This is a genomic window from uncultured Jatrophihabitans sp., from assembly GCF_964244045.1.
Taxonomy (GTDB): domain Bacteria; phylum Actinomycetota; class Actinomycetes; order Mycobacteriales; family Jatrophihabitantaceae; genus Jatrophihabitans.
Genome location: NZ_CAXTHK010000012.1, coordinates 26,806 through 49,567 on the forward strand (window position 1 = coordinate 26,806; position 22,762 = coordinate 49,567).

The 22,762-nt window shown below is 74.9% G+C and carries 16 protein-coding genes, 2 pseudogenes and 2 riboswitches; of the genes and pseudogenes, 17 read left to right on the top strand and 1 reads right to left on the bottom strand.

Annotated features, from left to right (window positions below; translation table 11 throughout):
- Nucleotides 1-140: 140 nt before the first annotated feature.
- Nucleotides 141-274: riboswitch (cobalamin riboswitch) on the bottom strand.
- A 55-nt stretch (nt 275-329) separates the two neighbouring features.
- Nucleotides 330-468: riboswitch (cobalamin riboswitch) on the top strand.
- Nucleotides 469-563: 95 nt separating this feature from the next.
- The 17 genes and pseudogenes from ACFFC4_RS10965 to ACFFC4_RS11045 all read left to right on the top strand — a co-directional run bounded on the left by ACFFC4_RS10965 (nt 564) and on the right by ACFFC4_RS11045 (nt 22,021).
- The gene (locus tag ACFFC4_RS10965) at nt 564-1,493 is read left to right on the top strand and encodes a cobalamin biosynthesis protein (RefSeq protein WP_375500709.1); all 930 of its coding nucleotides are present in this window, start codon (nt 564-566) and stop codon (nt 1,491-1,493) included.
- Entirely contained in the window at nt 1,490-3,031 is a 1,542-nt protein-coding gene (locus ACFFC4_RS10970) for a cobyric acid synthase (protein WP_375500711.1), read from the top strand. Before ACFFC4_RS10965 ends, ACFFC4_RS10970 begins: the two co-directional genes overlap by 4 nt.
- Nucleotides 3,028-6,714, top strand: coding sequence for a cobaltochelatase subunit CobN (cobN, locus tag ACFFC4_RS10975; protein WP_375500713.1), 3,687 nt, complete (start codon nt 3,028-3,030; stop codon nt 6,712-6,714). The genes ACFFC4_RS10970 and cobN overlap by 4 nt, the downstream gene beginning before the upstream one ends.
- A gap of 44 nt (nt 6,715-6,758) precedes the next feature.
- A complete protein-coding gene (locus ACFFC4_RS10980) occupies nt 6,759-8,669 on the top strand; it encodes a VWA domain-containing protein (protein ID WP_375500867.1) in 1,911 nt (636 codons plus the stop codon).
- A complete protein-coding gene (cobO, locus tag ACFFC4_RS10985) occupies nt 8,669-9,283 on the top strand; it encodes a cob(I)yrinic acid a,c-diamide adenosyltransferase (RefSeq protein WP_375500715.1) in 615 nt (204 codons plus the stop codon). Before ACFFC4_RS10980 ends, cobO begins: the two co-directional genes overlap by 1 nt.
- Entirely contained in the window at nt 9,277-10,617 is a 1,341-nt protein-coding gene (locus ACFFC4_RS10990) for a cobyrinate a,c-diamide synthase (RefSeq protein ID WP_375500717.1), read from the top strand. Before cobO ends, ACFFC4_RS10990 begins: the two co-directional genes overlap by 7 nt.
- On the top strand, nt 10,614-11,357 hold the full coding sequence (gene cobI / locus ACFFC4_RS10995) for a precorrin-2 C(20)-methyltransferase (protein WP_375500719.1): 744 nt from the start codon (nt 10,614-10,616) through the stop codon (nt 11,355-11,357). The genes ACFFC4_RS10990 and cobI overlap by 4 nt, the downstream gene beginning before the upstream one ends.
- The gene (cobM, locus tag ACFFC4_RS11000; RefSeq protein WP_375500721.1) at nt 11,354-12,166 is read left to right on the top strand and encodes a precorrin-4 C(11)-methyltransferase; all 813 of its coding nucleotides are present in this window, start codon (nt 11,354-11,356) and stop codon (nt 12,164-12,166) included. Before cobI ends, cobM begins: the two co-directional genes overlap by 4 nt.
- A pseudogene (gene cbiE / locus ACFFC4_RS11005) lies at nt 12,109-13,368 on the top strand (precorrin-6y C5,15-methyltransferase (decarboxylating) subunit CbiE); the annotation flags it as partial. The gene cobM and the pseudogene cbiE, both read left to right, overlap by 58 nt.
- Complete coding sequence (gene cobJ, locus ACFFC4_RS11010; RefSeq protein ID WP_375500723.1) at nt 13,365-15,095, top strand: precorrin-3B C(17)-methyltransferase; 1,731 nt, start codon at nt 13,365-13,367, stop codon at nt 15,093-15,095. The pseudogene cbiE and the gene cobJ, both read left to right, overlap by 4 nt.
- Nucleotides 15,092-15,724, top strand: a complete 633-nt coding sequence (locus ACFFC4_RS11015; protein WP_375500725.1) for a precorrin-8X methylmutase — start codon at nt 15,092-15,094, stop codon at nt 15,722-15,724. The genes cobJ and ACFFC4_RS11015 overlap by 4 nt, the downstream gene beginning before the upstream one ends.
- Nucleotides 15,721-16,638 (top strand): annotated as a pseudogene (locus ACFFC4_RS11020) (sirohydrochlorin chelatase); the annotation flags it as partial. The gene ACFFC4_RS11015 and the pseudogene ACFFC4_RS11020, both read left to right, overlap by 4 nt.
- The gene (cobC, locus tag ACFFC4_RS11025) at nt 16,638-18,443 is read left to right on the top strand and encodes an Rv2231c family pyridoxal phosphate-dependent protein CobC (RefSeq protein ID WP_375500727.1); all 1,806 of its coding nucleotides are present in this window, start codon (nt 16,638-16,640) and stop codon (nt 18,441-18,443) included. The pseudogene ACFFC4_RS11020 and the gene cobC, both read left to right, overlap by 1 nt.
- Nucleotides 18,440-20,137 (top strand): 5,6-dimethylbenzimidazole synthase, encoded by a 1,698-nt coding sequence (gene bluB, locus ACFFC4_RS11030; protein ID WP_375500729.1) that lies wholly within the window; start codon nt 18,440-18,442, stop codon nt 20,135-20,137. The genes cobC and bluB overlap by 4 nt, the downstream gene beginning before the upstream one ends.
- Nucleotides 20,134-20,679, top strand: a complete 546-nt coding sequence (locus tag ACFFC4_RS11035; RefSeq protein WP_375500731.1) for a bifunctional adenosylcobinamide kinase/adenosylcobinamide-phosphate guanylyltransferase — start codon at nt 20,134-20,136, stop codon at nt 20,677-20,679. Before bluB ends, ACFFC4_RS11035 begins: the two co-directional genes overlap by 4 nt.
- Nucleotides 20,676-21,467: an adenosylcobinamide-GDP ribazoletransferase gene (locus ACFFC4_RS11040; protein WP_375500733.1), complete on the top strand. Its 792-nt coding sequence runs from the start codon at nt 20,676-20,678 to the stop codon at nt 21,465-21,467. The genes ACFFC4_RS11035 and ACFFC4_RS11040 overlap by 4 nt, the downstream gene beginning before the upstream one ends.
- Nucleotides 21,464-22,021 (top strand): histidine phosphatase family protein, encoded by a 558-nt coding sequence (locus ACFFC4_RS11045; RefSeq protein WP_375500735.1) that lies wholly within the window; start codon nt 21,464-21,466, stop codon nt 22,019-22,021. Before ACFFC4_RS11040 ends, ACFFC4_RS11045 begins: the two co-directional genes overlap by 4 nt.
- Here the strand turns inward: ACFFC4_RS11045 and ACFFC4_RS11050 are convergent.
- Nucleotides 22,018-22,749 carry a cobalt-precorrin-6A reductase gene (locus tag ACFFC4_RS11050; RefSeq protein ID WP_375500737.1) on the bottom strand — a complete coding sequence of 244 codons (732 nt, stop codon included), beginning with the start codon at nt 22,747-22,749 and terminating at the stop codon, nt 22,018-22,020. The genes ACFFC4_RS11045 and ACFFC4_RS11050 overlap by 4 nt on opposite strands.
- Between the last annotated feature and the right edge of the window lie 13 nt (nt 22,750-22,762).

Here is a 22,762-nt window from a genome sequence, read left to right on the forward strand (position 1 = left end):
CGCGGCTCTCGGGTGCGGGGCGCTCGTCACGACGTGACGCCGACCGCCTCGGGCCGGCCGGTCGTCCGGGTGGCGGTGCGGCCGGGGCCTGGAACAGACGTCATCGGATGGGCCTCCTTCAGGGATCTGCGTCCCTCTAACGGATGGGCGTCGTGACGGCCGAGTATCTGACTCACCCCGCCTGCCGGCTGGGCTCACAGTGGCGCGACCGTCCCGGATTTGCACCGGGTTCCTCACGCCGTCACGAAGCGCTGACGATAGGGCGTCCGAGAACGGCCGGTCAACCGGCTGAGACGGGGCACGCGGCCGGCACCTCTGCCGCCCCGGTCCGGGCCGACGTGTGCGAAGGTACTCAGCGACGGCAGTGAAGGAAGCTCGGTGCGAATCCGGCGCGGTCCCGCCACTGTGACCGAGCACCGCGTGCGGGCCCGGGAGCCAGGAACTTCCGCCGTCGTACCCATCCAGGGCGTGGACACCCGACGGAGGACCCGATGCAACGACCGAACCCCTACGTGCGCAGACGCCATCCACTGCCGCGACCCCGGTAGGTGGCACTTTCTCCGGTGGCTCTCGGTCTGCTCATCGGGGCCGCCGTCGACGACCTCATGGGCGACCCCCGGCGCGCTCACCCCGTGGCCGGTTACGGCCGGCTGGTCACCGCGTTCGAGCAGCGCCTGCACGCCGACGACGTGCGGCGCGGCGCCTGGTTCGTCGGGGCCGTGACCGTGCCGCTGCTCCTCGCCTGCGTCGCGGTCGAACGCAGCGTCCGCCACCGCCCTGCGAAACACACCGCGCTCGTCGCGGCCGCCACGTGGTGCGCCCTGGGCGGTACGAGCCTGACCCGGGTCGGCGAGCGGATGGCGCGCCTGCTGGAGGACGGGCGCACCGACGCGGCGCGCGAGCTGTTGCCCAGCCTGTGTGGCCGCGACCCGGCCTCGCTGGACGACGCCGGGCTGGCCCGCGCGACGGTGGAGTCGATCGCGGAGAACACCTCCGACGCGGTGGTGGCGCCGCTCGTGTGGGGCGCGCTGGCCGGCGTGCCCGGTCTGCTCGGGTACCGGGCGGTCAACACGCTCGACGCCATGGTCGGGCACCGTTCACCGCGCTACGCCCGCTTCGGCACCGCCGCAGCGCGGCTCGACGACGTCCTCAACTTGCTGCCGGCGCGGGTCACCGCCGCCCTCACCCTGCTGGCCGCACCCGTGGTGCACGGCTCGGCGCGCGAGGGCTGGACGGCGTGGCGACGCGACGCCGGGAACCACCCGAGCCCGAACGCGGGTCCGTGCGAGGCCAGTGCGGCGGGCGTCCTGGGCGTGCGGCTCGGTGGCGTCACCGTCTACGGCGGCCGCGCCGAGAACCGCCCCCAGCTCGGCACGGGACGCCTACCGACGGTCGCGGACATCGCCCGCGCCGCCCGATTGAGCCGAGCGGTGCAGCACGCCGCCGTCGCGGTGTGCGTTGCGGCCGCCGCGGTCGTCGGGCGGAACCGATGAGGGGTTCGCTGCTGGTCGCCGGCGCCAGCTCCGACGCCGGCAAGAGCCTGCTGACTGCCGGCATCTGCCGCCGCCTGCATCGTGAGGGCGTCTCGGTCGCGCCGTTCAAGGCGCAGAACATGTCCAACAACTCGGTCGTGACGCTCGACGGTGGCGAGATCGGCCGCGCGCAGGCCATGCAGGCGCGGGCCTGCGGGCTCGAACCGACGGTGGACATGAACCCGGTGCTGCTCAAGCCCGGCAGCGACCGGCACACCCACGTGGTGGTGCACGGCCGACCGCACTCCGAGGCGACGGCGATGAGCTACCGCTCGCTGAAGGCCACGCTGCGTGCGGCGGTGCTCGAGAGCTACGACCGGTTGCGCGGCGAGTACGACGTCGTGATCTGCGAGGGTGCCGGCAGCCCGGCCGAGATCAACCTGCGCGACACCGACCTGGCCAACATGTGGCTCGCCGACCAGCGCGACCTGCCCACCCTCGTCGTCGGCGACATCGACCGGGGCGGCGTCTTCGCGGCACTGTTCGGCACGCTCGCACTGCTCGACGAACGCGACCAGTCGCTGGTCGCCGGCTTCGTCATCAACAAGTTCCGCGGTGACGCCCAGCTGCTGGAGCCCGGGCTGCGGATGATCACCGAGCTCACCGGCCGGCCGGTGCTGGGCGTGCTGCCGTGGCTGCCCGACCTCGTGCTCGAGACCGAGGACTCGCTCTCGCTACCGGCCGTGGCCACCGGCGGCGCGCCGGTGGGGCGGGAGACGTTGACCGTCGCCGCGATCCGGCTGCCGCGGACGTCCAACTCGACCGACCTGGACGCGCTGGGCTGCGAACCCGGCGTCGTGGTCACCTGGACCACTTCCCCCGCGACCGTGGCCGCGGCCGACCTGGTGGTGCTGCCGGGCAGCCGGGCCACTGTCGCCGACCTCGGCTGGCTGCGGGCGCGGGGACTCGCCGACGCCGTCGTCGATCGGGCGCGGGCAGGGCGTCCCGTGCTCGGCATCTGCGGCGGCTACCAGATGCTGGCCCGCACCATCGTCGACGACGTCGAGTCGTGCAGCGGCGCGGTGCCCGGTCTGGGGCTGCTGCCCGTCGACATCCGGTTCGCGGCTGAGAAGACCCTGGGTCGCCCGACGGGCCGCGCGTACGGGACACGGGTCGACACCGCCTACGAGATCCACCATGGCGTGGCCGAGCAGGTGGCCGGCGGCGAGCCGTTCCTGGACGGTTGCCGGGCGGGCGCCGTGTGGGGCACGTCGTGGCACGGCGCGCTCGACAGCGACGACTTCCGCCGGGCATTCCTCGCCGACATCGCCGCCGTCGCCGGACGCGACTTCACCGCCGCCATCGACACCGACGTCACGGCCCTGAAGAATCAGCAGCTCGACCGGCTCGGCGACGCCGTGGCCGACGGCCTCGACTCGGCAGCCCTTGACCGGCTGATCACCGGCGGTCCGACGCCGGGCCTGCCGGCGCTGACGAGCATCGTGCACCCCAAGTCGTTGCGCCCCAAGTCGTTGCACAGACCCGGAGTCCTGACGTGATCCTGCTGCTCTCGACCTCCGACACCGACCTGCTTGCCGCGACGGCGAGCGGTGCTCCGGCCGCCGACGGCGGGCCGGCCTTCCGGTGCGCCAACCCCTCGCGCCTCGACGCGGCCGACGTCGCCGGCCTGCTCGAGGGCGTCGAGCTGGCCGTCGTCCGGTTGCTCGGCGGTGCCGCCACCTGGCCGGCCGGGCTGGCGGCCGTGCTGTCCTCGGGCGTGCCGACCGTCGTGCTGGGCGGGGAGACCGCGCCGGACGCCGAACTCATGGCCTCCTCGACCGTCCCGGCCGGCGTGGCGCACACGGCGCTCGGCTACCTCGTGGAGGGCGGTCCGGCCAACCTGCGCGAGCTGGCGGCGTTCCTGTCCGACACCGTGTTGCGGACCGGCTACGGGTTCGGCCCCGCGGTCGCGATGCCGCAGGTGGGGGTGCGCGGCGACGCCGAGCTGCCGGCACCCGACGGCCGACCGCGCGTCGGCATCGTCTACTACCGGGCGCATGAGCTGTCCGGCAACACCGGGTTCGTCGACGACCTGGCCGCCGGGCTCGACGCCGTCGGCGCCCAGGCCGTCCCCGTCTTCTGCGCGTCACTGCGCGGCCTGGAAAGCCTCGAGCACCCGCTGCTGCAATTGCTCGCGGGCTGCGACGCGCTGGTGGTCACGGTGCTGGCCGCCGGCGGGTCGGTGCCCTCGGCCGCGTCGGCCGGCGGTGACGAGGACGCCTGGAGCGTCGGGGCCTTGGCCGAGCTCGACGTCCCGGTGCTGCAGGGCATCTGCCTGAGCAGCTCGCGCGCCGAGTGGGCGGCCGCTGCCTCGATGTCGCCGACGGACGCCGCGATGCAGGTCGCGATCCCCGAGTTCGACGGGCGCATCATCACCGTCCCGTTCTCGTTCAAGGAGGTCTCCGGCGAGTTCGGCGCCGACGGCCTCGCCCGCTACGTCGCCGACCCCGAGCGGGTACGGCGGCTGGCCGGCATCGCCCTGCGCCAGGCCCGGCTGCGCCACGTGCCGGCCCCGCAGAAGCGGCTCGGCATCATGCTGTCCTCCTACCCGACGAAGCACGCCCGGGTCGGCAACGCGGTCGGACTCGACACGCCTGCGTCGGCCGTCCGGCTGCTCGGCGCGCTGCAGGACGCCGGCGTCGACATCGGTGGGCCGGTGCCGACGGATTCCGACGCCTTGATCCACGAGCTGATCGCCGCGGGCGGTCACGACGTCGAATGGCTGACCGAGGCCCAGCTCGCGGCGGCACCGGCCCGCATCTCGCTGGCCGACTACCGGCGTGAGTTCGACGCCCTGCCCGACCAGCTGCGCGCCGACATGCTCGAGCACTGGGGCGAGCCGCCCGGCAACCTGTACGTCGACGGCACCGACATCGTGCTGGCCGGCCTGCTGCTGGGCAACGTCGCGCTGATGATCCAGCCGCCGCGCGGGTTCGGCGAGAACCCGATCGCGATCTACCACGACCCCGAGCTGCCGCCGAGTCACCACTACCTGGCCGCGTACCGCTGGCTGACCCACGGCTTCGGCGCCGACGCCGTGGTCCACCTCGGCAAGCATGGCACCCTGGAGTGGCTGCCGGGCAAGGGATTGGGCAATTCCGAGACGTGCGCGCCCGACGCCGTGCTCGGGGACCTGCCGCTCGTCTACCCGTTCATCGTCAACGACCCGGGCGAGGGCACGCAGGCCAAGCGCCGCGCGCACGCCGTGGTCGTCGACCACCTGATCCCGCCGATGGCGCGGGCCGACACCTACGGCGACCTCGCCAAGCTCGAACAGCTGCTCGACGAGTACGCCACCGTCGCCGCCCTCGACCCGGACAAGATCGCCATGGTGCGCGGGCAGATCTGGGAGCTCGTGCGGGCCGCGCAGCTGCACCACGACCTGCACGCCGACGAGATGCCCGACGACGACGCCTTCGACGACTTCGTGCTGCATCTCGACGGTTACCTCTGCGAGATCAAGGACGTCCAGATCCGCGACGGCCTGCACATCCTCGGCGCGGCACCGGTCGGCGAGCCCCGGGTCGACCTGGTGCTGGCCATCCTGCGCTCGCCGCAGATCTTCGGCGGCGCGCACGCGGTCGTCGGCCTGCGCGCGGCGATCGCCGAGCGTTTCGGGCTCGTCGAAGCCGATCTGCTCGCCTCGCCCGGCTCGCCGGCGCCGCCCTCCGGCCAGCTCGCGGCGCTGGCCGACGGCCCGTCCGCCACAGCGTCGGACCTGGTCGATCTGCTCGAGCTCCTGGCTCGCGCCCTCGTGCTTGGCCTCGAGGAGCGCGAGTGGGCGGCTGCCGCCATACCCGACGTCATGAATTCCGTACTGCATGGTATGGACGACGGGGTTGCTGTCGTGCTCCGCTTCGCCGTCGACGAGGTCGTCCCGCGTCTGGCTGCTACCACCGACGAGTTGACCCGCACCGTCGGCGCGCTCGACGGCCGCTTCGTGCCGTCCGGTCCCTCCGGGTCGCCAACCCGGGGCCTGGTGTCGGTGCTGCCCACGGGCCGCAACTTCTACAGCGTCGACCCGAAGGCCATCCCGTCGCGCAACGCCTACGACGTCGGCGTCGCGCTGGCCGACTCGCTGATAGCGCGGCACCTCGCCGACACCGGCCGGTACCCCGCCTCGGTGGGATTGACGGTGTGGGGCACCTCGGCCATGCGCACCCAGGGCGACGACATCGCCGAGGTGCTGGCCCTGCTCGGGTGCCGCCCGGTGTGGAACGACGCCTCGCGACGGGTCACCGGTTTCGAGGTCCTGACCCTGGCCGAGCTGGGCCGGCCGCGCATCGACGTCACCGTGCGGATCTCGGGATTCTTCCGCGATGCGTTCAGCCACGTCATCGACCTGCTCGACGACGCGGTGGCCGCGGTCGCCGCGCTGGACGAGCCGGCCGAGCAGAACTACGTCCGCCGCCACGTCGAGGCGGACCTTGCCGAGCACGGCGACCGGCGCAAGGCCACGCTGCGCATCTTCGGCTCCAAGCCCGGGGCCTACGGCGCCGGCCTGCTGCCGCTCATCGACGCGCACAACTGGCACAGCGACGCCGACCTCGCCGAGGTGTTCGCGGTGTGGGGCGGCTACGCCTACGGCCGGGGGGTGGCCGGGACGGCGGCCCGCGCGGACATGGAGCACAGCTTCGCGCGCATTGCGGTGGCGGCCAAGAATGTCGACACCCGTGAGCACGACATCGTCGACTCCGACGACTACTTCCAGTACCACGGCGGCATGGTGGCGATGGTGCGTCACCTCACCGGGCAATCCCCTGCGGCCTACATCGGCGACTCCGCCGTGCCCGCCGCGGTCAAGACCCGCACGCTGGCCGAGGAGACCCAGCGGGTGTTCCGCTCGCGCGTCGTGAACCCGAAATGGATCGGGGCGATGCAGCGCCACGGGTACAAGGGCGCGTTCGAGCTGGCCGCCACCGTCGACTACCTCTTCGGCTACGACGCCACCGCCGGCGTCGTGCAGGACTGGATGTACGAGCAGCTCGCCAAGTCCTACGTCTTCGACGACGGGGTGCGCGAGTTCATGCAGCAGTCCAACCCGTGGGCCCTGCGCGGCATCACCGAGCGCCTGCTCGAAGCCGCCGATCGCGGCATGTGGGCCAAGCCCGACGAGCAGACGCTCGAGGGCCTGCGCTCGGTGTACCTGGCCGGCGAGGACGACCTGGAGGGAAGATCGTGAGTACCCGGGCCTATCCCTTCAGTGCGGTCGTCGGCGCCGACGACATGCAGCTGGCGCTGGTGCTGAACGCGGTGTCCCCGGCGATCGGTGGGGTGCTCGTGCGCGGCGAGAAGGGCACGGCCAAGTCCACGGCGGTGCGCGGCCTGGCCGCGGTGATGCCGTCGCTGCCGGTCGTCGACGAATGCCGTTTCCGCTGCGACCCGGCCGATCCCGACCCGCACTGCCCCGACGGCCCGCACGCGGCGCCCGTTTCGCGGACCCAACCCACCCGCCTCGTCGAGCTGCCCATCGGCGCGTCCGAGGACCGGGTCGTCGGCTCGCTGGACCTCGAGCGGGCGCTCGGCGAGGGTGTGCGCGCCTTCGAGCCCGGCCTGCTTGCCGCCGCCCACCGCGGCGTGCTCTACGTCGACGAGGTGAACCTGCTCGCCGATCACCTCGTCGACGTGCTGCTCGACGCCGCCGCGATGGGCCGCAACCATGTCGAGCGTGACGCCGTGTCCATCACCCATGCGGCCCGGTTCGTGCTGATCGGTTCGATGAACCCCGAGGAGGGGGAGCTGCGCCCGCAGCTCCTCGACCGCTTCGGGCTCACCGTCGACGTCAGCGCCAGCCGCGACCCGGAGGTGCGCGTCGACGTCGTGCGCCGCCGGCTCGCCGCCGACGCCGACCCCGACGCCTTCGCCGCGGCGTGGGCCGACGCCGAGCAGGTGCTGACCGAGCGGATCGCCGCAGCCCGGACCCTGCTCGGCTCGGTCGAGCTGCCCGACTCCGCCCTGCGCCAGATCGCCGAGGTGTGCGCGGCCTTCGACGTCGACGGCATGCGCGCCGACATCGTCACCGCGCGCACCGCGGCCGCGCACGCCGCCTGGAGCGGACGCACCGTGGTCACGGCCGACGACGTGCGCGCCGCCGCGCTGCTCGCGCTGCCGCATCGGCGCCGCCGCAACCCCTTCGACGAACCGGGACTGGACACCGAGGCACTCGACGACGCGCTCGACCGGGCCGGCGACGGCCCGCAGCCCGACCCGGACCCCGACCTCGACCCGGACGGCGGTGGCGGGGACGCATCGGCGCCGGCCGACGCAGCGCTCGGGCCCGAGGACGCACCCGGCTCGCCGGCTGCGAACGGGGCCGAGCGCACTGCCGAGGCGCCCGCGCGCAGTGCCCCTACCGGCGAGGCGGGCACCGCTCGCGCCCTCACCGGCCGCGGCCGCGACGCGGCCACCCCGGGCCGCCGCGCCCCGGCCCGCACCGGCCGCGGCCGGTCGGTGGGCATACTGCCCCGCGGCGCCGTCGACGGCCCGCTGCACCTGCCCGCCACCCTGCTGGCCGCCGCGCCCGCGCAAGTGGCCCGGGGCCGCCGCACCGGCCCGGTCCGGTTCGCGGCCACGGACCTGCGCCGCGCCGACCGGCGCGGTAAGGAGGGCAATTTCGTCCTGTTCGTGGTCGACGCGAGCGGGTCGATGGCGGCCCGGGCCCGGATGTCCGAGATCAAGGGTGCGGTGCTGAGCCTGCTGCTCGACGCCTACCGCCGCCGCGACAAGGTGGGGCTGATCACCTTCCGCGGCACCGCGGCCGAGGTCGTGCTGCCGCCCACCACGTCCGTCGACAGTGCCGCCCGCCGGCTCGAAACGATCCAGGTGGGCGGCCGCACGCCGCTGGCCGCCGGGTTGGCCAAGGCCGTGCAGGTGGTCGACGCCGAGCGGCGGCGCGACCCGCTGCGCCGCCCGCTCGTCCTGCTCGTCACCGATGGTCGCGGCGATGTCTGCGCAGCATTGCGGGCCGGGGCGGACCTGCGCCGCCACGACGTCGTGGTCATCGACTGCGAGAGCGGCCCGGTGCGCCTCGGCCTGGCCCGGCGCCTCGCCCTCGAGCTCGGCGCCGAGTATCTCGGCATGGCCGCGGTGGCCGCCCGGCCGCTCGGCGACGTCGTCGGCGAACGGCGGGTGGCCTGATGCCGCAGGGCAAGCCCGAGACCGTTCCCGAGGACGGCCTGACCACCCGCCAGCGCCGCCACCGGCCGCTGACCGTCGTGCACACGGGCACGATGAAGGGCAAGTCGACGGCCGCGTTCGGGCTGGCCCTGCGCGCCTGGAGCGCCGGTATGCCGGTCGGCGTCTTCCAGTTCGTCAAGAGCGCCAAGTGGCGTGTCGGCGAGGAGGGCGCGTTCGCCGCGCTCGGCCAGGCCCACGAGGCGAGCGGCGTCGGTGCGCCCGTGGCGTGGCACAAGATGGGGGAGGGCTGGTCGTGGATCCAGCGCGCCGGCACCGAGACCGACCACGCCGCCGACGCGCTCGAGGGCTGGCGCCAGGTGCAGCGCGACCTCGCGGCCGAGCGCTATGGCATGTACGTCCTGGACGAGTTCACCTACCCGATGAAGTGGGGCTGGGTCGACGTCGGCGAGGTCGTCGAGACGCTGCGCGACCGGCCCGGGTTCCAGCATGTCGTCATCACCGGACGCGAGGCCGCGCCGGCGCTCGTCGAGGCCGCCGACCTGGTCGTCGAGATGACCAAGATCAAACACCCGATGGACGCCGGCCAGAAGGGCCAGCGGGGCATCGAATGGTGAGCCTGCCGCGTGTCGTCGTCGCCGCCCCGGCCAGCGGTCACGGCAAGACCATGATCGCCACCGGCCTGCTTGCGGCCCTGCGTGCGCGAGGTCTCGAGGTCAGCGGCCACAAGGTCGGGCCCGACTACATCGACCCCGGCTACCACGCGCTGGCCGCCGGCCGGCCGGGCCGCAACCTCGATCCGTGGCTGGTCGGCGAGCAGCGCATCGCCCCGCTGCTGCTGCGCGGCGCCGCGACCCCGCGGCCTGCCGACGTCGCGGTCGTCGAAGGCGTCATGGGCCTGCACGACGGCGCGGTCGGGCGGGCCGGCTTCGCTTCGACCGCGCACGTCGCCCGCCTCGTCGACGCGCCGGTCGTGCTGGTGCTCGACACGACCGCGCAGGGCCGCTCGGCCGCTGCGACGGTGTTGGGTATGGCCGCGTTCGACCCGGCCGTCCGTATCGCCGGGGTGATCCTGAACCGCGTCGGGACGCCGCGTCACGAGCGGCTGCTGCGCGAGGCCATGGCCGAGGTCGACGTCCCGGTGCTGGGCAGCGTCGCCCGGTCCGACGCGGTGGTGACGCCGTCGCGCCACCTCGGGCTGATCCCGGCCGCCGAGCGCAGCACCGAGGCGACCGCGATCGTCGGCGCGCTGGGGGAGCTCGTGCGCGACAGCGTCGATCTCGACGCCGTGCTCGAGCTCGCGCGGACCGCACCGGACCTGGACGTCGAGCCGTGGGATCCCGCGCGCGAGGTCACCGCCGCCGGTGCCGCGCCGGTGGTCGCCGTCGCGTCGGGGGCGGCGTTCACGTTCAACTACGTCGAGACCACCGAGCTGCTGCGTGCCGCAGGCGCCGACGTCGTGGGCTTCGACCCGCTCTCCGACCCCAGCCTGCCGCCCGGCACCACGGGCGTGGTCATCGGCGGCGGCTTCCCCGAGCTGCACGCCGAGCAGCTGGCCGGCAATCGCGGGCTCCTCGCGCAGCTGGCCGAGTTCGACGGCCCGATCGCCGCCGAGTGCGCCGGGCTGCTGTATCTGTGCAAGAGCGTCGACGGCGTGGCCATGGTCGGTCGGGTGGACGCTGCCGCCCACCTCGCCCCGACGTTGACCCTGGGCTATCGCGAGGCGGTGGCCGAGGCCGACTCGCCGGTCGCCGCCGCCGGCGACCGGGTGCGGGGCCACGACTTCCACCGCACGGTCACCGACCCGGCCCACGGCCGGGTCGCGGCCTGGACGTACGACGGGGCCCGGCAGGGCTTCGCAGCGGGCCGGCTGCACGCGGCCTACCTGCACACCCACTGGGCCGGGCACCCCGCTGCGGCGCAACGTTTCGTCGCGGCGTGCGTCGCATGAGCACGCTGACCGGAGTGGGCGTCGGGCCGGGCGATCCCGAGCTGCTGACCCTGCTCGGTCTGCGGCGGCTGCGCGAGGCCGACGCGATCGTGGTGCCGGTACGCGACGACCGCGACGAGGTCGGGTACGCCGAGCGGGTGGTGCGCCATCACCTGCCCGGCGCGCCGATCGTGCGGGCGCCGTTCGCCCTGACCGACCGCAGCGGTGTCAGCGCCCGGCGCGAGCAGGCCTGGGACGCGGCCGCTGCGCTGGTCGTCGAGGCCTTCGAGCGCGGCGCGTCGAGCATCGCGTTCGCCACCATCGGCGACCCGAACGTCTACTCGACCTTCGGCTACCTCGCCACCACCGTGCGCACGCTGCGACCTGGCACGAGCGTCACGACCGTGCCCGGCATCACCGCGATGCAGTCGCTGGCCGCGGTCGGCGAGACCGTGCTGTGCGAGGGCGCCGAGCCGCTCGTGCTGTTCCCGGCCGCGGGCTCGCCCGACCGGCTCGACGCCCTGCTCGGCCACCCGATGCTCGCCGACGCCAGCGTGGTGGCCTACAAGGGCGGGCGGCACTGGCCCGCCGTCCGCGAGATCCTGACCCGGCGGGGCCGGCTGGCCGACGCCGTGGTCGGCTGCCACCTCGGCCGCGACGACGAGACGGTGCAGCCCGCCGCCGACGTCGACGCCGAGATTCCCTACCTGTCGACGGTGCTCGCGCCGCCGGCCCGCATGCAGCGCGGAGGAAAGCTATGAGTGGTGCAGTGATCTTCGTCGGTGCCGGGCCCGGTGCGGCCGACCTGATCACCGTCCGGGCCGCCCGCGCGATAGAGCGTGCCGACATCGTGATCTGGGCGGCCAGTCTCGTGCACGAGGACGTGTTGTCCTACGCCCGGGTCGGCGCCGAGATAGTGGACTCCTCCCAGCTGCCGATGGAGGGCGTGCTGCCGCTCTACGAGCGGGCCGCCCGCGAGAACCTCACGGTGGCGCGAGTGCACTCCGGCGACACCGCGCTCTGGAGCGCGGCGGGCGAGCAGGTCGCGCAGTGCGAGCGGCTCGGGTTGGACGTCGAGATCGTGCCCGGGGTGTCGGCGTTCAGCGCGCTCGCCGCGGCCGAGCACCTCGAGCTCACCGTCCCCGAGATCACCCAGTCGGTCATCCTCACCCGACTCGAGGGCGGCAAGACCCCGATGCCGGCCGGGGAGACGATTCGCGGGTTCGCCGCGCACGGCACGACGATGGCCGTCTTCCTGTCCGCAGCGCGGTCGCACGTGCTGCAGGCCGAACTGCTGGCCGGCGGCTACCCGGTCGAGACGCCGGTGATCATCGGCTACCAGGTCACCTGGCCCGACGAGCTGATCGTCCACTGCACGGTCGGCGAGCTCGCCGAGGCCACCAAGCAGCACAAGCTCTGGAAGCACACGCTGTTCCTCGTCGGACCGGGGTTGCGCGGCCACGAGACCCGCTCGCACCTGTACCACCCCGGGCACTTCCACGGCTTCCGCAAGGCCGACCCGGCCGCCCGGCGCGCGCTCAAAGCCTCCGGTGCCCGGGGCGCGCCATGATCACCGTGGTGGGGGTCAGCGGCCGCTCCTCGTTGAGCGGCGAGGCGCGGGCCGCGGTCGACGAAGCCGACCTGCTCGTCGGCTCACCGGCGAACCTCGCGCTCGCCGGTCCGCGGGCCGGCGTCGAGTGCCTGCACCTGGGCCCGCTGACGCCCGCGCTCGACCGGCTGCGCGACCACGACGGTGCCGCCGTGGTGCTGGCCAGCGGCGACCCCGGCTTCTTCGGCATCGCCCGCTCGCTGCGCGCCGAGGGCCTCGACGCACGGGTGCTGCCGGCTGTCTCGTCGGTGGCCGCGGTGGCCGCCCTCGCCGGGGTGGCCTGGGACGCCGCGGTCGTGGTGTCCGCGCACGGCCGCGACCTCGCGTCGGCCCTGAACGCCTGCCGGGCCTTCCCGTCCGTGGCCGTGCTGACCGCTGCGGGCGCCGGGCCGGTCGAGCTGGCCCGTGGCCTCGACGGCTGGCCCCGCGACCTGGTCGTGGCCGAGCGGCTCGGTCGGCCCGACGAGCGGGTCACCCGGCAGCCGGCGTCCGTCGTCGCGGCTCAGCAGCCCGGCGACTTCACCGACCCGAACGTGGTGCTCTGCCTGCAGCCGCGGGCTGCTTCGGTGATGCGCGCCGACAACCAGCCGGCCGCCGCCCCGGAAGCCGGCTGGGCGCTGCCCGAGACGCACTACGAGCACCGCGACTCGATGATCACCAAGGCCGAGGTCCGCGCCTACGCCGTCGCCCGGCTGCGCCCGCGGCTCGGCCGGCTGATCTGGGACATCGGGGCCGGCAGCGGGTCGGTCGGGGTCGAGTGCGCGACCCTCGGGGCCGCGGTGATCGGCGTCGAACGCGACCCGGCCGCGTGCGCGTCCATCGCCGCCAACGCCGCGCGCAGCAACGTCGAGGTCCGGGTCGTCGAGGGTGTCGCGCCTGCAGTGCTCACCGCGCTGCCCGACCCCGACGCCGCGTTCGTCGGCGGCGGCGGGGTGGACGTCGTGCAGGCCGTCGTCGAGCGGCGCGTGCCGGTCGTCGTGGCCGCCTTCGCCGCGCTCGACCGGGCGCTCGGCGCCCACCGCGTCCTGACCGGCGGCGGCTACCGCGTCGAGGGCACCCAGCTATCCGCCGCCCGGCTCGCCGCGCTGCCCGGGGACTCGGTGCGCCTCGCAGCCACCAACCCGGTCATCGTGCTCACCGCCCAGCGGGAGAGCGCCCCATGAGCCGGAGCTCCACCGTGGCGCTCGTCGCGGCCACCGCGGCCGGGCGCGCGCTGGTCGCGCGCCTGGACGCCGGCCTGGCCAACACCACTGCCGTCGTCGACCACGGCAGTGCCGCGGGTTCCCTGCGGGGGGCGTTCGACGAGCACGCCGCGGTCGTCGCGGTGCTGGCCGCCGGCGCCGTCGTGCGCATCCTCGCCCCGCAGATCGCGGCCGGTGACAAGGCCACCGACCCGGCCGTGCTCGTCATCGACGAGGCCGGGCGTTTCGTGACGCCGCTGCTCGGCGGTCATGCGGCCGGCGCGAACCGGCTCGCGACGCAGATCGCCGGTGTCCTCGGCGCGCAGGCGGTGCTGAGCACGGCCACCGACGCCGCCGGACTGCCCGGGCTCGACGACCTCGGCTGGCCGGTCACCGGCGACGTCGCGGCGGTCACCCGCCGGCTGCTCGACGGGGAGCAGGTCGTCGTCACGAGCGAGCAGCGCTGGCCGCTGCCCGCGCTCGGTGCGAACGTCCGCCACGAACTCGGCGGCGCGAGCGGCGACGTCGTGATCACCGACCGGCCCGTCGACGCTGCCCCCGGCACCGTGGTGCTGCACCCGCCGTCGCTCGTAGCCGGGATGGGCGCCAGCCGCGGGGTCTCGGCCGACGAGGCCGAGCGGCTACTGCGCCGCGCGCTGGACGACGCGGGCCTGGCGCCCGGCTCGTTGGCGGCGATCACCTCTGCGGACCTCAAGGCCGACGAGGCGGGGCTCGTCGAGGTGGCCCGTCGGCTCGGGCTGCCGTTCATCACGCACACCGCCGAGGCGCTCGGCGCCGTGGCGGTGCCGAACCCGAGCGAGACGGTGCGCGCCGCGGTCGGCATCCCCAGCGTGGCCGAGGCCGCCGCCGTGCTCGGCGCAGGACACACCTCGCTCGGCCGCCTCGTCGTGGCCAAGACCGCGAGCACCATGGCCACGGTGGCGATCGCTCGGCACGCGCCCCGCGGGCGTCTGGCCATCGTCGGCATCGGCCCCGGCGCGCCCGAGCTGCTGACGCCGCTGGCCGCCGCCGAGCTGCGGCGTGCCGAGGTGGTCGTCGGCCTCGACCAGTACGTCGAGCAGATCCGCGGGCTGCTGCGCCCCGGCACCACCGTCCTTGAGTCGGGCCTGGGCCGCGAGGAGGAGCGGGCCCGCGAGGCTCGCGAGCAGGCGGCGCGAGGCCGGGCCGTGGCACTGATCGGCTCCGGCGACGCCGGCGTCTACGCCATGGCCTCGCCCACGCTCGAGGGCGCCGACGCCGGCATCGACGTCGTCGGGGTGCCCGGGGTGACCGCCGGGCTCGCGGCGTCGGCCGTGCTCGGAGCGCCGCTCGGGCACGACCACTGCTACCTCAGCCTGTCCGACCTGCACACCCCGTGGGAGGCGATCGAGCGGCGGGTCCGCGCGGTGGCCGACGCCGACCTCGTGCTGCTCTGCTACAACCCGCGCAGCGTCAAACGGGACTGGCAGCTCGGCCGCGCGCTGGAACTGCTCGCCCCGCATCGGCCGGGCAGCACACCGATCGGCGTCGTGCGCAACGCCTCCCGGCCCGACGAGTCGTCGTGGATCACCACCCTCGACGCCTTCGACGCCGAGCTCGTCGACATGTACTGCATCGTGATCGTCGGCTCCAGCCAGACGAAGATCGTCGGCGGCCGGATGGTGACGCCACGCGGGTACCGCTGGCAGTACGAGGAGGACGGGGGATGAGAAGCGTGCACGCCATCGAGACCGAGTCGTACCGCATCCTCAACGAGCGGGTCGACCTGAGCGGCCTGCCGCCACTGACCCGCGCGGTTACTGAACGCGTCGTGCACGCCAGCGCCGACCTCGACTACGTCACCGACCTGCGCTGCGACGAGGCCGCGCTCGAGGCCGGCGTGACCGCGCTGCTGGCCGGCCGGCCGGTGATTACCGACGTCGAGATGGTGGCCGCGGGCATCACCCGCCGCGGACTGTTCAGCGAGCTGATCTGCCGCATCACCGACCCGGCCGCCACGACGCTGGCGCGAACGCTCGGCATCACCCGCTCGGCGGCCGCGGCCCGGCTCGCCCACGACCAGGCTGGTCCCGGCGCGGTCTGGGTGATCGGTTGCGCGCCGACGGCCCTGTTCGAGGTCCTGCGCCTCGGCTGCGCGCCGGCGCTCGTGATCGGCCTGCCGGTCGGCTTCGTCGGCGCGGCGGAATCGAAGGCCGCGCTGCGCCACTCGGGGTTGCCGGCCGTGTCCAACGTCAGCGAGCGTGGCGGCTCCGCCGTCGCCGCCGCGGCGTGCAATGCCTTGCTCTACACCGATGCGGTCCTGGGCCAGCACCCGGCCGCGAACGAGGAGACATCATGATCAACCAGTCCAACGCCATGCTCGTGGTCGGGCACGGCACCCGCAGCGAGCAGGGTGTCGGGGAGTTCAACTCCTTCATCACCCGGTTGCAGAAGCGGGCCGACGCGCCGTACCCCGCGGCGTCCGGCGGGTTCATCGAGCTGTCCGACCCGCCGGTCACCGAGGCGGTCGGCGAGCTCGTGGCCCAGGGCCACCGGGCGCTGGTCGCGGTGCCGCTGGTGCTGGTCGCGGCCGGGCACGGCAAGGGCGACATCCCGGCCGCGCTGATGCGCGAGCAGGTCCGCCACCCCGGCATGACCTATGTCTACGGACGCCCGCTCGGGCCGCATCCCACCCTGCTCGAGATCCTCGAGTCCCGCATCGACGCGGCGTTGCAAGGTGCCGACCGCGCGGGCACCCACGTGCTGCTCGTCGGCCGCGGCTCCACGGATCCCGACGCCAACGCCGAGGTCGCGAAGGTCGCGCGCCTGCTCTGGGAGGGACGCGGCTACGCCGGCGTCGAGCCGTCGTTCATCAGCCTGGCCGAGCCGGGGGTGCCGGCCGGCCTGGACAAGCTGCGGCGCCTCGGTGCCGAGCGCGTCGTCGTCGCCCCCTACTTCCTGTTCCCCGGCGTGCTGCCCGACCGGATCGTGGCCCAGAGCGAGGGCTTCGCGGCCGAGCACCCGGAGCTGGTCGTCCGCGTCTGCGAGCTGATCGGTGACTGCGACGAGCTTGCCGACCTCGTGCTGGAGCGCTACCGGGAGGCGGTCGTCGGCGACATCCGGATGAACTGCGACACCTGCCTGTACCGCACTGCCCTGCCCGGCCACGAGGACCGCGTGGGCGCGCCGCAGCGTCCGCACTTCCACCCCGCCGACGAGCACGATCACGATCACGATCACGGGGCGCACGGGCACGGCGCCCACGAGCACCCGTGAGTCCCGCCGCGGACGAGACCGACCTCGCCCATCATGGCGACGCCGAGCTGGCACCCGGGTTGGTCGACCTCGCGGTGAACGTGACGTCGCTGCCGCCACCGGTGTGGTTGAGCAGCGCGATCGTCTCCGCCTGCCTGCGCCTGGGTGGCTACCCGGACGCCCGGCCGGCGACGGCGGCCGTGGCGGCGCGCCACCACCGTCCCATCGACGAGGTGCTGCTGACCGCCGGCGCCGCGGAGGCGTTCACGCTCGTCGCCCGTGCCTGGCCCCACGGCCGGGCGGCCGTCGTGCACCCGCAATTCACCGAACCCGAGGCTGCGCTGCTGGCCGCCGGGTGGGACGTCGAGCGGGTGATCCTCGACGAGGCGGACGGGTTCACCCTCGAGCCGGCGCTCGTGCCGGAGGACTGCACGCTGGTGGTGCTCGGCAACCCGACGAACCCCACCGGGACACTGCACCCGAAGCAGGTCGTCCAGCAGTTGCGCCGCCCCGATCGCGTCGTCGTGGTGGACGAGGCCTTCATGGACGCCGTGCCCGGCGAGGCCGACAGCCTGGCCGCCGAGCCGGACCTCGTCGGGGTGCTCGTCGTGCGGTCGCTTACCAAGACCTGGGGACTGGCCGGGCTGCGCGTCGGCTACGTACTCGGCGACGCCGACCGCCTCGCCGCACTGGCCCGGGTGCAGCCGCACTGGTCGGTGTCCACGCCTGCCCTCGCCGCTGCGGCGGCCTGCAGCACGCCGGCCGCCGTCGCGGAGGCCGGCCGCCGCGCCGGCGTGATCGTGCAGGAGCGCGAGCAGCTGCGGCAGGCGCTGCGCGTGCGGGGTTTCGTCGTCGCCGACCATTCGGCCGGACCATACCTACTGGTACGGCATCCAGGACGCCCGCAGCTGCACGCCCAGCTGCGCGCGGTCGGCGTCGCCGTCCGGCGGGCCGACACGTTCCCCGGCCTGGCCGGCGGCTGGGTGCGCCTGGCCGTGCGTGACGCCGCGAGCACCGCGCGGCTGCTCGACGCCCTCGACGGTGCTCCCGCGCAGCCCCCGGCGGGCGCGGTCACCCTGGTCGGCGGCGGTCCCGGGCCCGCCGACCAGATCACGCTGCAGGGACTGCTGGCCCTGCAGGGCGCCGACGTCGTGGTCACCGACCGGCTCGCGCCGCTCGACCTGCTGGCCCATCTGCGCCCCGGTGTCGAGGTGATCGACGCGGCCAAGAACCCGCGTGGCAAGGCCATGGCGCAGGACACGATCAATGCCCTGCTCATCGAGCACGCGCTGGCCGGCCGCAACGTCGTCCGACTGAAAGGCGGCGACCCGTTCGTCTTCGGTCGCGGCTTCGAGGAGCAGCAGGCGTGCGCGGCGGCGGGCATCGGGACCCGCGTCGTCCCCGGGGTCAGCAGCGCGGTCGCCGGCCCAGCCCTGGCCGGGATACCGGTCACGCACCGCGGGGTGACCCACGGCTTCACCGTCGTGTCCGGGCACCTGCCACCGGGCCACCCCGCCGGCCTCGTCGACTGGGCCGCGCTGGCCCGCTCGGGCACCACCCTCGTCGTGCTGATGGGGGTCACGCACCTGGCCGCGATCACCGACGTCCTCATGGCCGCCGGCCTGCCGGGCAGCACGCCGGCCGCCGTCGTCAGCGACGCGGGCGCCCCGACGCAACGTCAGCTGCGCACGACCCTCGCCGAGCTCGCGACCGCCACGGCGTCGGCGCAGGTGGCACCGCCGGCCATCGCGGTGATCGGCGAGGTCGTCGGGCTGAGCGTCGAGGACGCATCGGCGCTCGTCGACGTCGCGGGCGTCGGATGACCTGGCCCCGCCCCGTCCCGCTGATCGGCGACCGGACGTCGGCGCAGCAGCGCGCCGCCGACCCGACCGGCTGGGCGCTGGGCGCCGAGGCGGTCGCAGCCCTCGACGAGGTCATCGGCGCCCGCCGTGACATCCGCCGCTTCCGCCCCGACCCGGTACCTGACGCGCTGCTGCAGGCCGTCCTCTCGGCCGGGCACCAGGCCCCGTCGGTCGGGCATTCACAGCCGTGGCGCTTCGTCGTGGTCACCGAGCAGGCGACCCGTGACCGTGCGGCCCACCTCGCCGATCGCGAGCGGCTGCGGCAGGCCGACCGGCTCGACGCCGACCGGGGCACGCGCCTGCTCGACCTCAAGCTCGAGGGCATCCGCGAGGCCCCCGTCGGCGTCGTCGTGGCGTGCGACCGCCGCGCCCCCGCCGCCGGCGTGCTCGGCCGCGCGACCTTCGCCGACGCCGACATGTGGAGCTGCGCGTGCGCGATCGAGAACATGTGGCTGCGCGCCCGCGCCGTCGGGCTGGGCATCGGCTGGGTGACGCTGTTCGAGCCTCGCGACCTCGTCGAACTGCTTGACATCCCCGACGGCGTCGAGACGCTCGGCTGGCTGTGTCTGGGCTGGCCCGACGAACGCCCGCCCGACCCGGGCCTCGAACGCGCCGGCTGGTCGCAGCGCGTCGACCTGCAGAGCGTCGTGCTCCACGAGCGGTGGCCCGCCGCCGCTGCCCCGACCGCCCCGATGTCGTACCTGCGCGGGCCCGGCCAGTGGGCCGTCGTCGCCGGACACGACGACGGCGACGACCTGCTCACCGCCCCGGGCTCGCTCGGCGCGCTGGACGCCGCCGTCGACCGCGTGCTCGCACTGCCCGGACCGCCGCCGACCACCGGGTCGCTGGTTCTCGCCGGCGGGCACCACCTGGTCACCCGCTACCGGGTGTCGGCGTACCCCGACTCGGTCACCGACCACGTCCTGGACGCCGCCGACGCCGGTCGCTCGCTCGGCGCCACCACCGCTCGGCGCAGCGGGTTCACGGTGCAGGTTCTGCGTGGCGAGCTCGTCGACGCACCGGGTGACCTCGTCGCCACCGACGCCCTGACCACCGCCGACGTCGACCGGCTGCTCGCGCAGGGCCAGGCCGCCGGTCGCGCGGCGGCGGCCACCGGACTCGTCTGCCTCGGCGAGGTCGGGGTCGGCAACACCACCGTCGCGGCGGTGCTGGCCTGCGCGCTGCTCGATCTCGACGTCGAGTCCGCGGTCGGGCTGGGGGTCGGCGCCGACGCCGCCACCGTCGAGCGCAAACGCGACGTCGTGACCCGCGCGTTGGCCCGCGTCCGTGCGGAACGCGGTGCCGCGGTGGCCGACCCCCACCTCGTGCTCGCCGCGCTCGGCGGACCCGAGTTCGCGCTGCTGGTCGGGGTGACCCTCGGCGCCGCCGCAGCCGGGGCGGCGGTGGTGCTCGACGGCCTGGCCACCTCGGTCGCCGCGCTGCTCGCCGTGCGCCTCGAACCGGCCGTCCACGCCCACCTCGTCGCCGGCCACCGCAGCCGCGAGCGCGCGCACCACGCCGTGCTCGTCGAGCTCGGTCTCGAGCCGTTGCTCCAGTTGCGCATCCGGGCCGGCGAGGGCGTGGGGGCGTGCCTGGCCGCCCGCCTGCTGCTGACCGGGCTCGAGGTACGCGCGTCCGCGGGACGGGTGTCGTGAGGCGCCGCCGCGGTGGCCGGGTCTTGGTGCTGGGCGGCGCCCGATCGGGCAAGTCGCAGTTCGCCGAGCGCTCGCTCGACGCCGCGCGGTCGGTCGCCTACGTCGCCTGCGGTGCGCGTCCGGACGGCCAGGACCCGGAGTGGGACGAGCGCGTCCGCCTGCATCGGCAGCGCCGCCCGGCCCGCTGGAGCACGCTCGAGACCCAGGACCTCGTCGCGGTGCTGCAACCCGACCGCACCCCGGCATTGATCGACTGCCTGTCCACCTGGCTGGCCACGGCCATGGACGACTGCGGCGTCTGGTCCGAGCAACCCGGTGCCGACGACGCGCTGGCCGCCCGCATCGACGCCGTCGTGGCCGCCTGGGGCGCGAGCTCGCGGCACGTCGTGGCCGTCAGCAACGAGGTGGGCTCGGGCGTCGTGCCGGCCACCTCCTCCGGTCGCCGGTACCGCGACGAGCTCGGGGTGCTCAACGCCCGCATCGCCGGTGGCTCGGACGAGGTGTGGCTGGTCGTGGCGGGCATCCCGCAGCGGCTGCGATGAAGGAGCTCCGGCTGGCCTTCGGGCTGTTCAGCGTGCTGCCGGTGGGCCGCGTCGACCCGCGCCCGGCCGGCGGACGGCGTGCGGTGCTCTGGCTACCGGTCGTCGGCGTGGTGCTCGCCCTGCTCTCGGTGCTGCCCGCCCTGCTCGTGTGGCATGGATGCGGGCACGGTTCGGCCGTGCTCGCCGCCGTGGCCGTCGTCGCCGCGCAGGCGCTGTTGACCCGCGGCCTGCACCTCGACGGCCTGGCCGACCTCGCCGACGGGCTGGGCAGCGGGCGCCCGCCGGCCGGCGCGCTGGACGTCATGCGTCGCGGCGACGTCGGCCCGTTCGGCGTGCTGGCCGTGGTGCTGTCGGTGTTGCTGCAGGTCGCCGCGCTCGGCACGGTGCTCGCCGGGCACCGCGTGGCCGTGGGTGTCGTCGCCGTCGCCGCCGCCGCGATGACGGGCCGGCTGGCCGTGCTCTGGTCGGCCGGACGCGGTGTGCCCGCCGCCCGCCCCGACGGCTTCGGAGCGCTCGTGGCGGGCAGCATCGCGTGGCCCGCACAGCTGCTGAGCACGGTGTGGGTGATGGTCGTGCTGGGCGCCGCGGCGCTGGCGGCTGGGGCGTCGGCTCGCGACGTCGGGTGGTTCGGCGGGGCCATGCTCGCCGGGCTGCTGGCGGCGTGGGTGGTGCGCCTGCATGCGGTGCGCCGGCTCGGCGGCGTGTCCGGTGATGTCTTCGGCGCGCTCGTCGAGATCGCCGCGACCACCGCCCTGTTGGTGCTGGCCGCCGAGAGCGCCTGGCGGTGACCACGCTCCACGTGGTGCGCCACGGTCAGTCGACGTGGAACGCCGCCGGTCTCCTGCAGGGCCAGGCGCCCGGCCCGCAGCTGACGGCCCTCGGCCATGAGCAGGCGAAGGCCGCGGCGGACTCATTGAGCAGCGTGCAGGTCGACGCGCTGTACAGCAGCGACCAACCTCGCGCCGTTCAGACCGCGCGGCACCTGGCGACGCGCCTGGGGCTGGACGTCCGGCTCACCGCCGCCCTGCGCGAACGCGGTTACGGCGTGCTGGAGGGCCAGCCGTCGGCGCGCGCGGCCGACCTGGCCGGCGACGTCGACTGGCTCGACCCCGACGTCCGTCCGGGTGGCGCGGAGAGCCTGCGCGACGTGCACGCGCGCGTCGGCGCGCTGCTCGCCCGCTGCGTCGACGAGCACCCCGACGGCGCGGTTGTGCTGGTCAGTCACGGCGACACGATCCGCGTCCTCGCCGCCTGCGCGGCCGGCCTGGAGGCGCATGAGATCCCGTGGACGGACGTCGGCAACGGGTCGGTGACCACGCTCGTCGTACCCGCCCCGCGTTAGCCGGGCAGCAGCGCGAGCACCGCCTCGACGCTCGGCAACGCCTCGACGCCGGCGGGCAGCGGCGGGCGGTCGACGACCACGACGGGCACGGCCAGCTGCCTGGCCGCCTCGAGCTTCGCCACGGTGGCCGGGCCGCCGCTGTCCTTCGTCACCAGCAGGTGCACGCCGTGCGTCCGCAGCAGCGCGAGTTCCTGCTCGAGCGCGAAGGGGCCGCGGTCCAGGACGATCGTCGTCCGGGCCGGGGCGCGCACCACCGGCGGGTCGACACTGCGCACCAGGAACGTGTGCGCGTCGTCGTCGGCGAACGCGGCGAGGTCGCGGCGGCCGGTGGTCAGGAAGACGGTTCCCGGCGCGGTAGCGCGGACGTGCGCGGCGGCCGCGTCGATCGACGCGACGCGGGTCCACCGGTCGCCGGGGCCGGCCGTCCATCCGGGGCGGCGCACGGTCAGCAGCGGCGTCGAGGTCAGCGCGCACGCCTCGACGGCATGGCCGGTGATGGCGGCGGCGAAGGGATGCGTGGCGTCGACGACGACGTCGGGCGGATGTTCGCGCAGGTGGGCGACGAGGCCGGCCGCCCCGCCGAAGCCGCCCACGCGCAGCTCGCCCGCGGGAACGATCGGGTGCCGGACGCCGCCGGCGAGGGACGTCGTGACCTGGACGCCGCGCTCATTGAGACGGGCGGCGAGCTCGCGGGCCTCGCCGGTACCTCCGAGGACCAGCACGCGCACATGCACGACACTA

Excerpts from the sequence above, each read along its gene's own strand:
- ACFFC4_RS10970 (WP_375500711.1), top strand. The coding sequence starts at position 1,490 with ATGAGGGGTTCGCTGCTGGTCGCCGGCGCCAGCTCCGACGCCGGCAAG.
- ACFFC4_RS10980 (WP_375500867.1), top strand. The coding sequence starts at position 6,759 with ATGCAGCTGGCGCTGGTGCTGAACGCGGTGTCCCCGGCGATCGGTGGG.
- cobO (WP_375500715.1), top strand. The coding sequence starts at position 8,669 with ATGCCGCAGGGCAAGCCCGAGACCGTTCCCGAGGACGGCCTGACCACC.
- ACFFC4_RS10990 (WP_375500717.1), top strand. The coding sequence starts at position 9,277 with ATGGTGAGCCTGCCGCGTGTCGTCGTCGCCGCCCCGGCCAGCGGTCAC.
- cobI (WP_375500719.1), top strand. The coding sequence starts at position 10,614 with ATGAGCACGCTGACCGGAGTGGGCGTCGGGCCGGGCGATCCCGAGCTG.
- cobM (WP_375500721.1), top strand. The coding sequence starts at position 11,354 with ATGAGTGGTGCAGTGATCTTCGTCGGTGCCGGGCCCGGTGCGGCCGAC.
- cobJ (WP_375500723.1), top strand. The coding sequence starts at position 13,365 with ATGAGCCGGAGCTCCACCGTGGCGCTCGTCGCGGCCACCGCGGCCGGG.
- ACFFC4_RS11015 (WP_375500725.1), top strand. The coding sequence starts at position 15,092 with ATGAGAAGCGTGCACGCCATCGAGACCGAGTCGTACCGCATCCTCAAC.
- bluB (WP_375500729.1), top strand. The coding sequence starts at position 18,440 with ATGACCTGGCCCCGCCCCGTCCCGCTGATCGGCGACCGGACGTCGGCG.
- ACFFC4_RS11040 (WP_375500733.1), top strand. The coding sequence starts at position 20,676 with ATGAAGGAGCTCCGGCTGGCCTTCGGGCTGTTCAGCGTGCTGCCGGTG.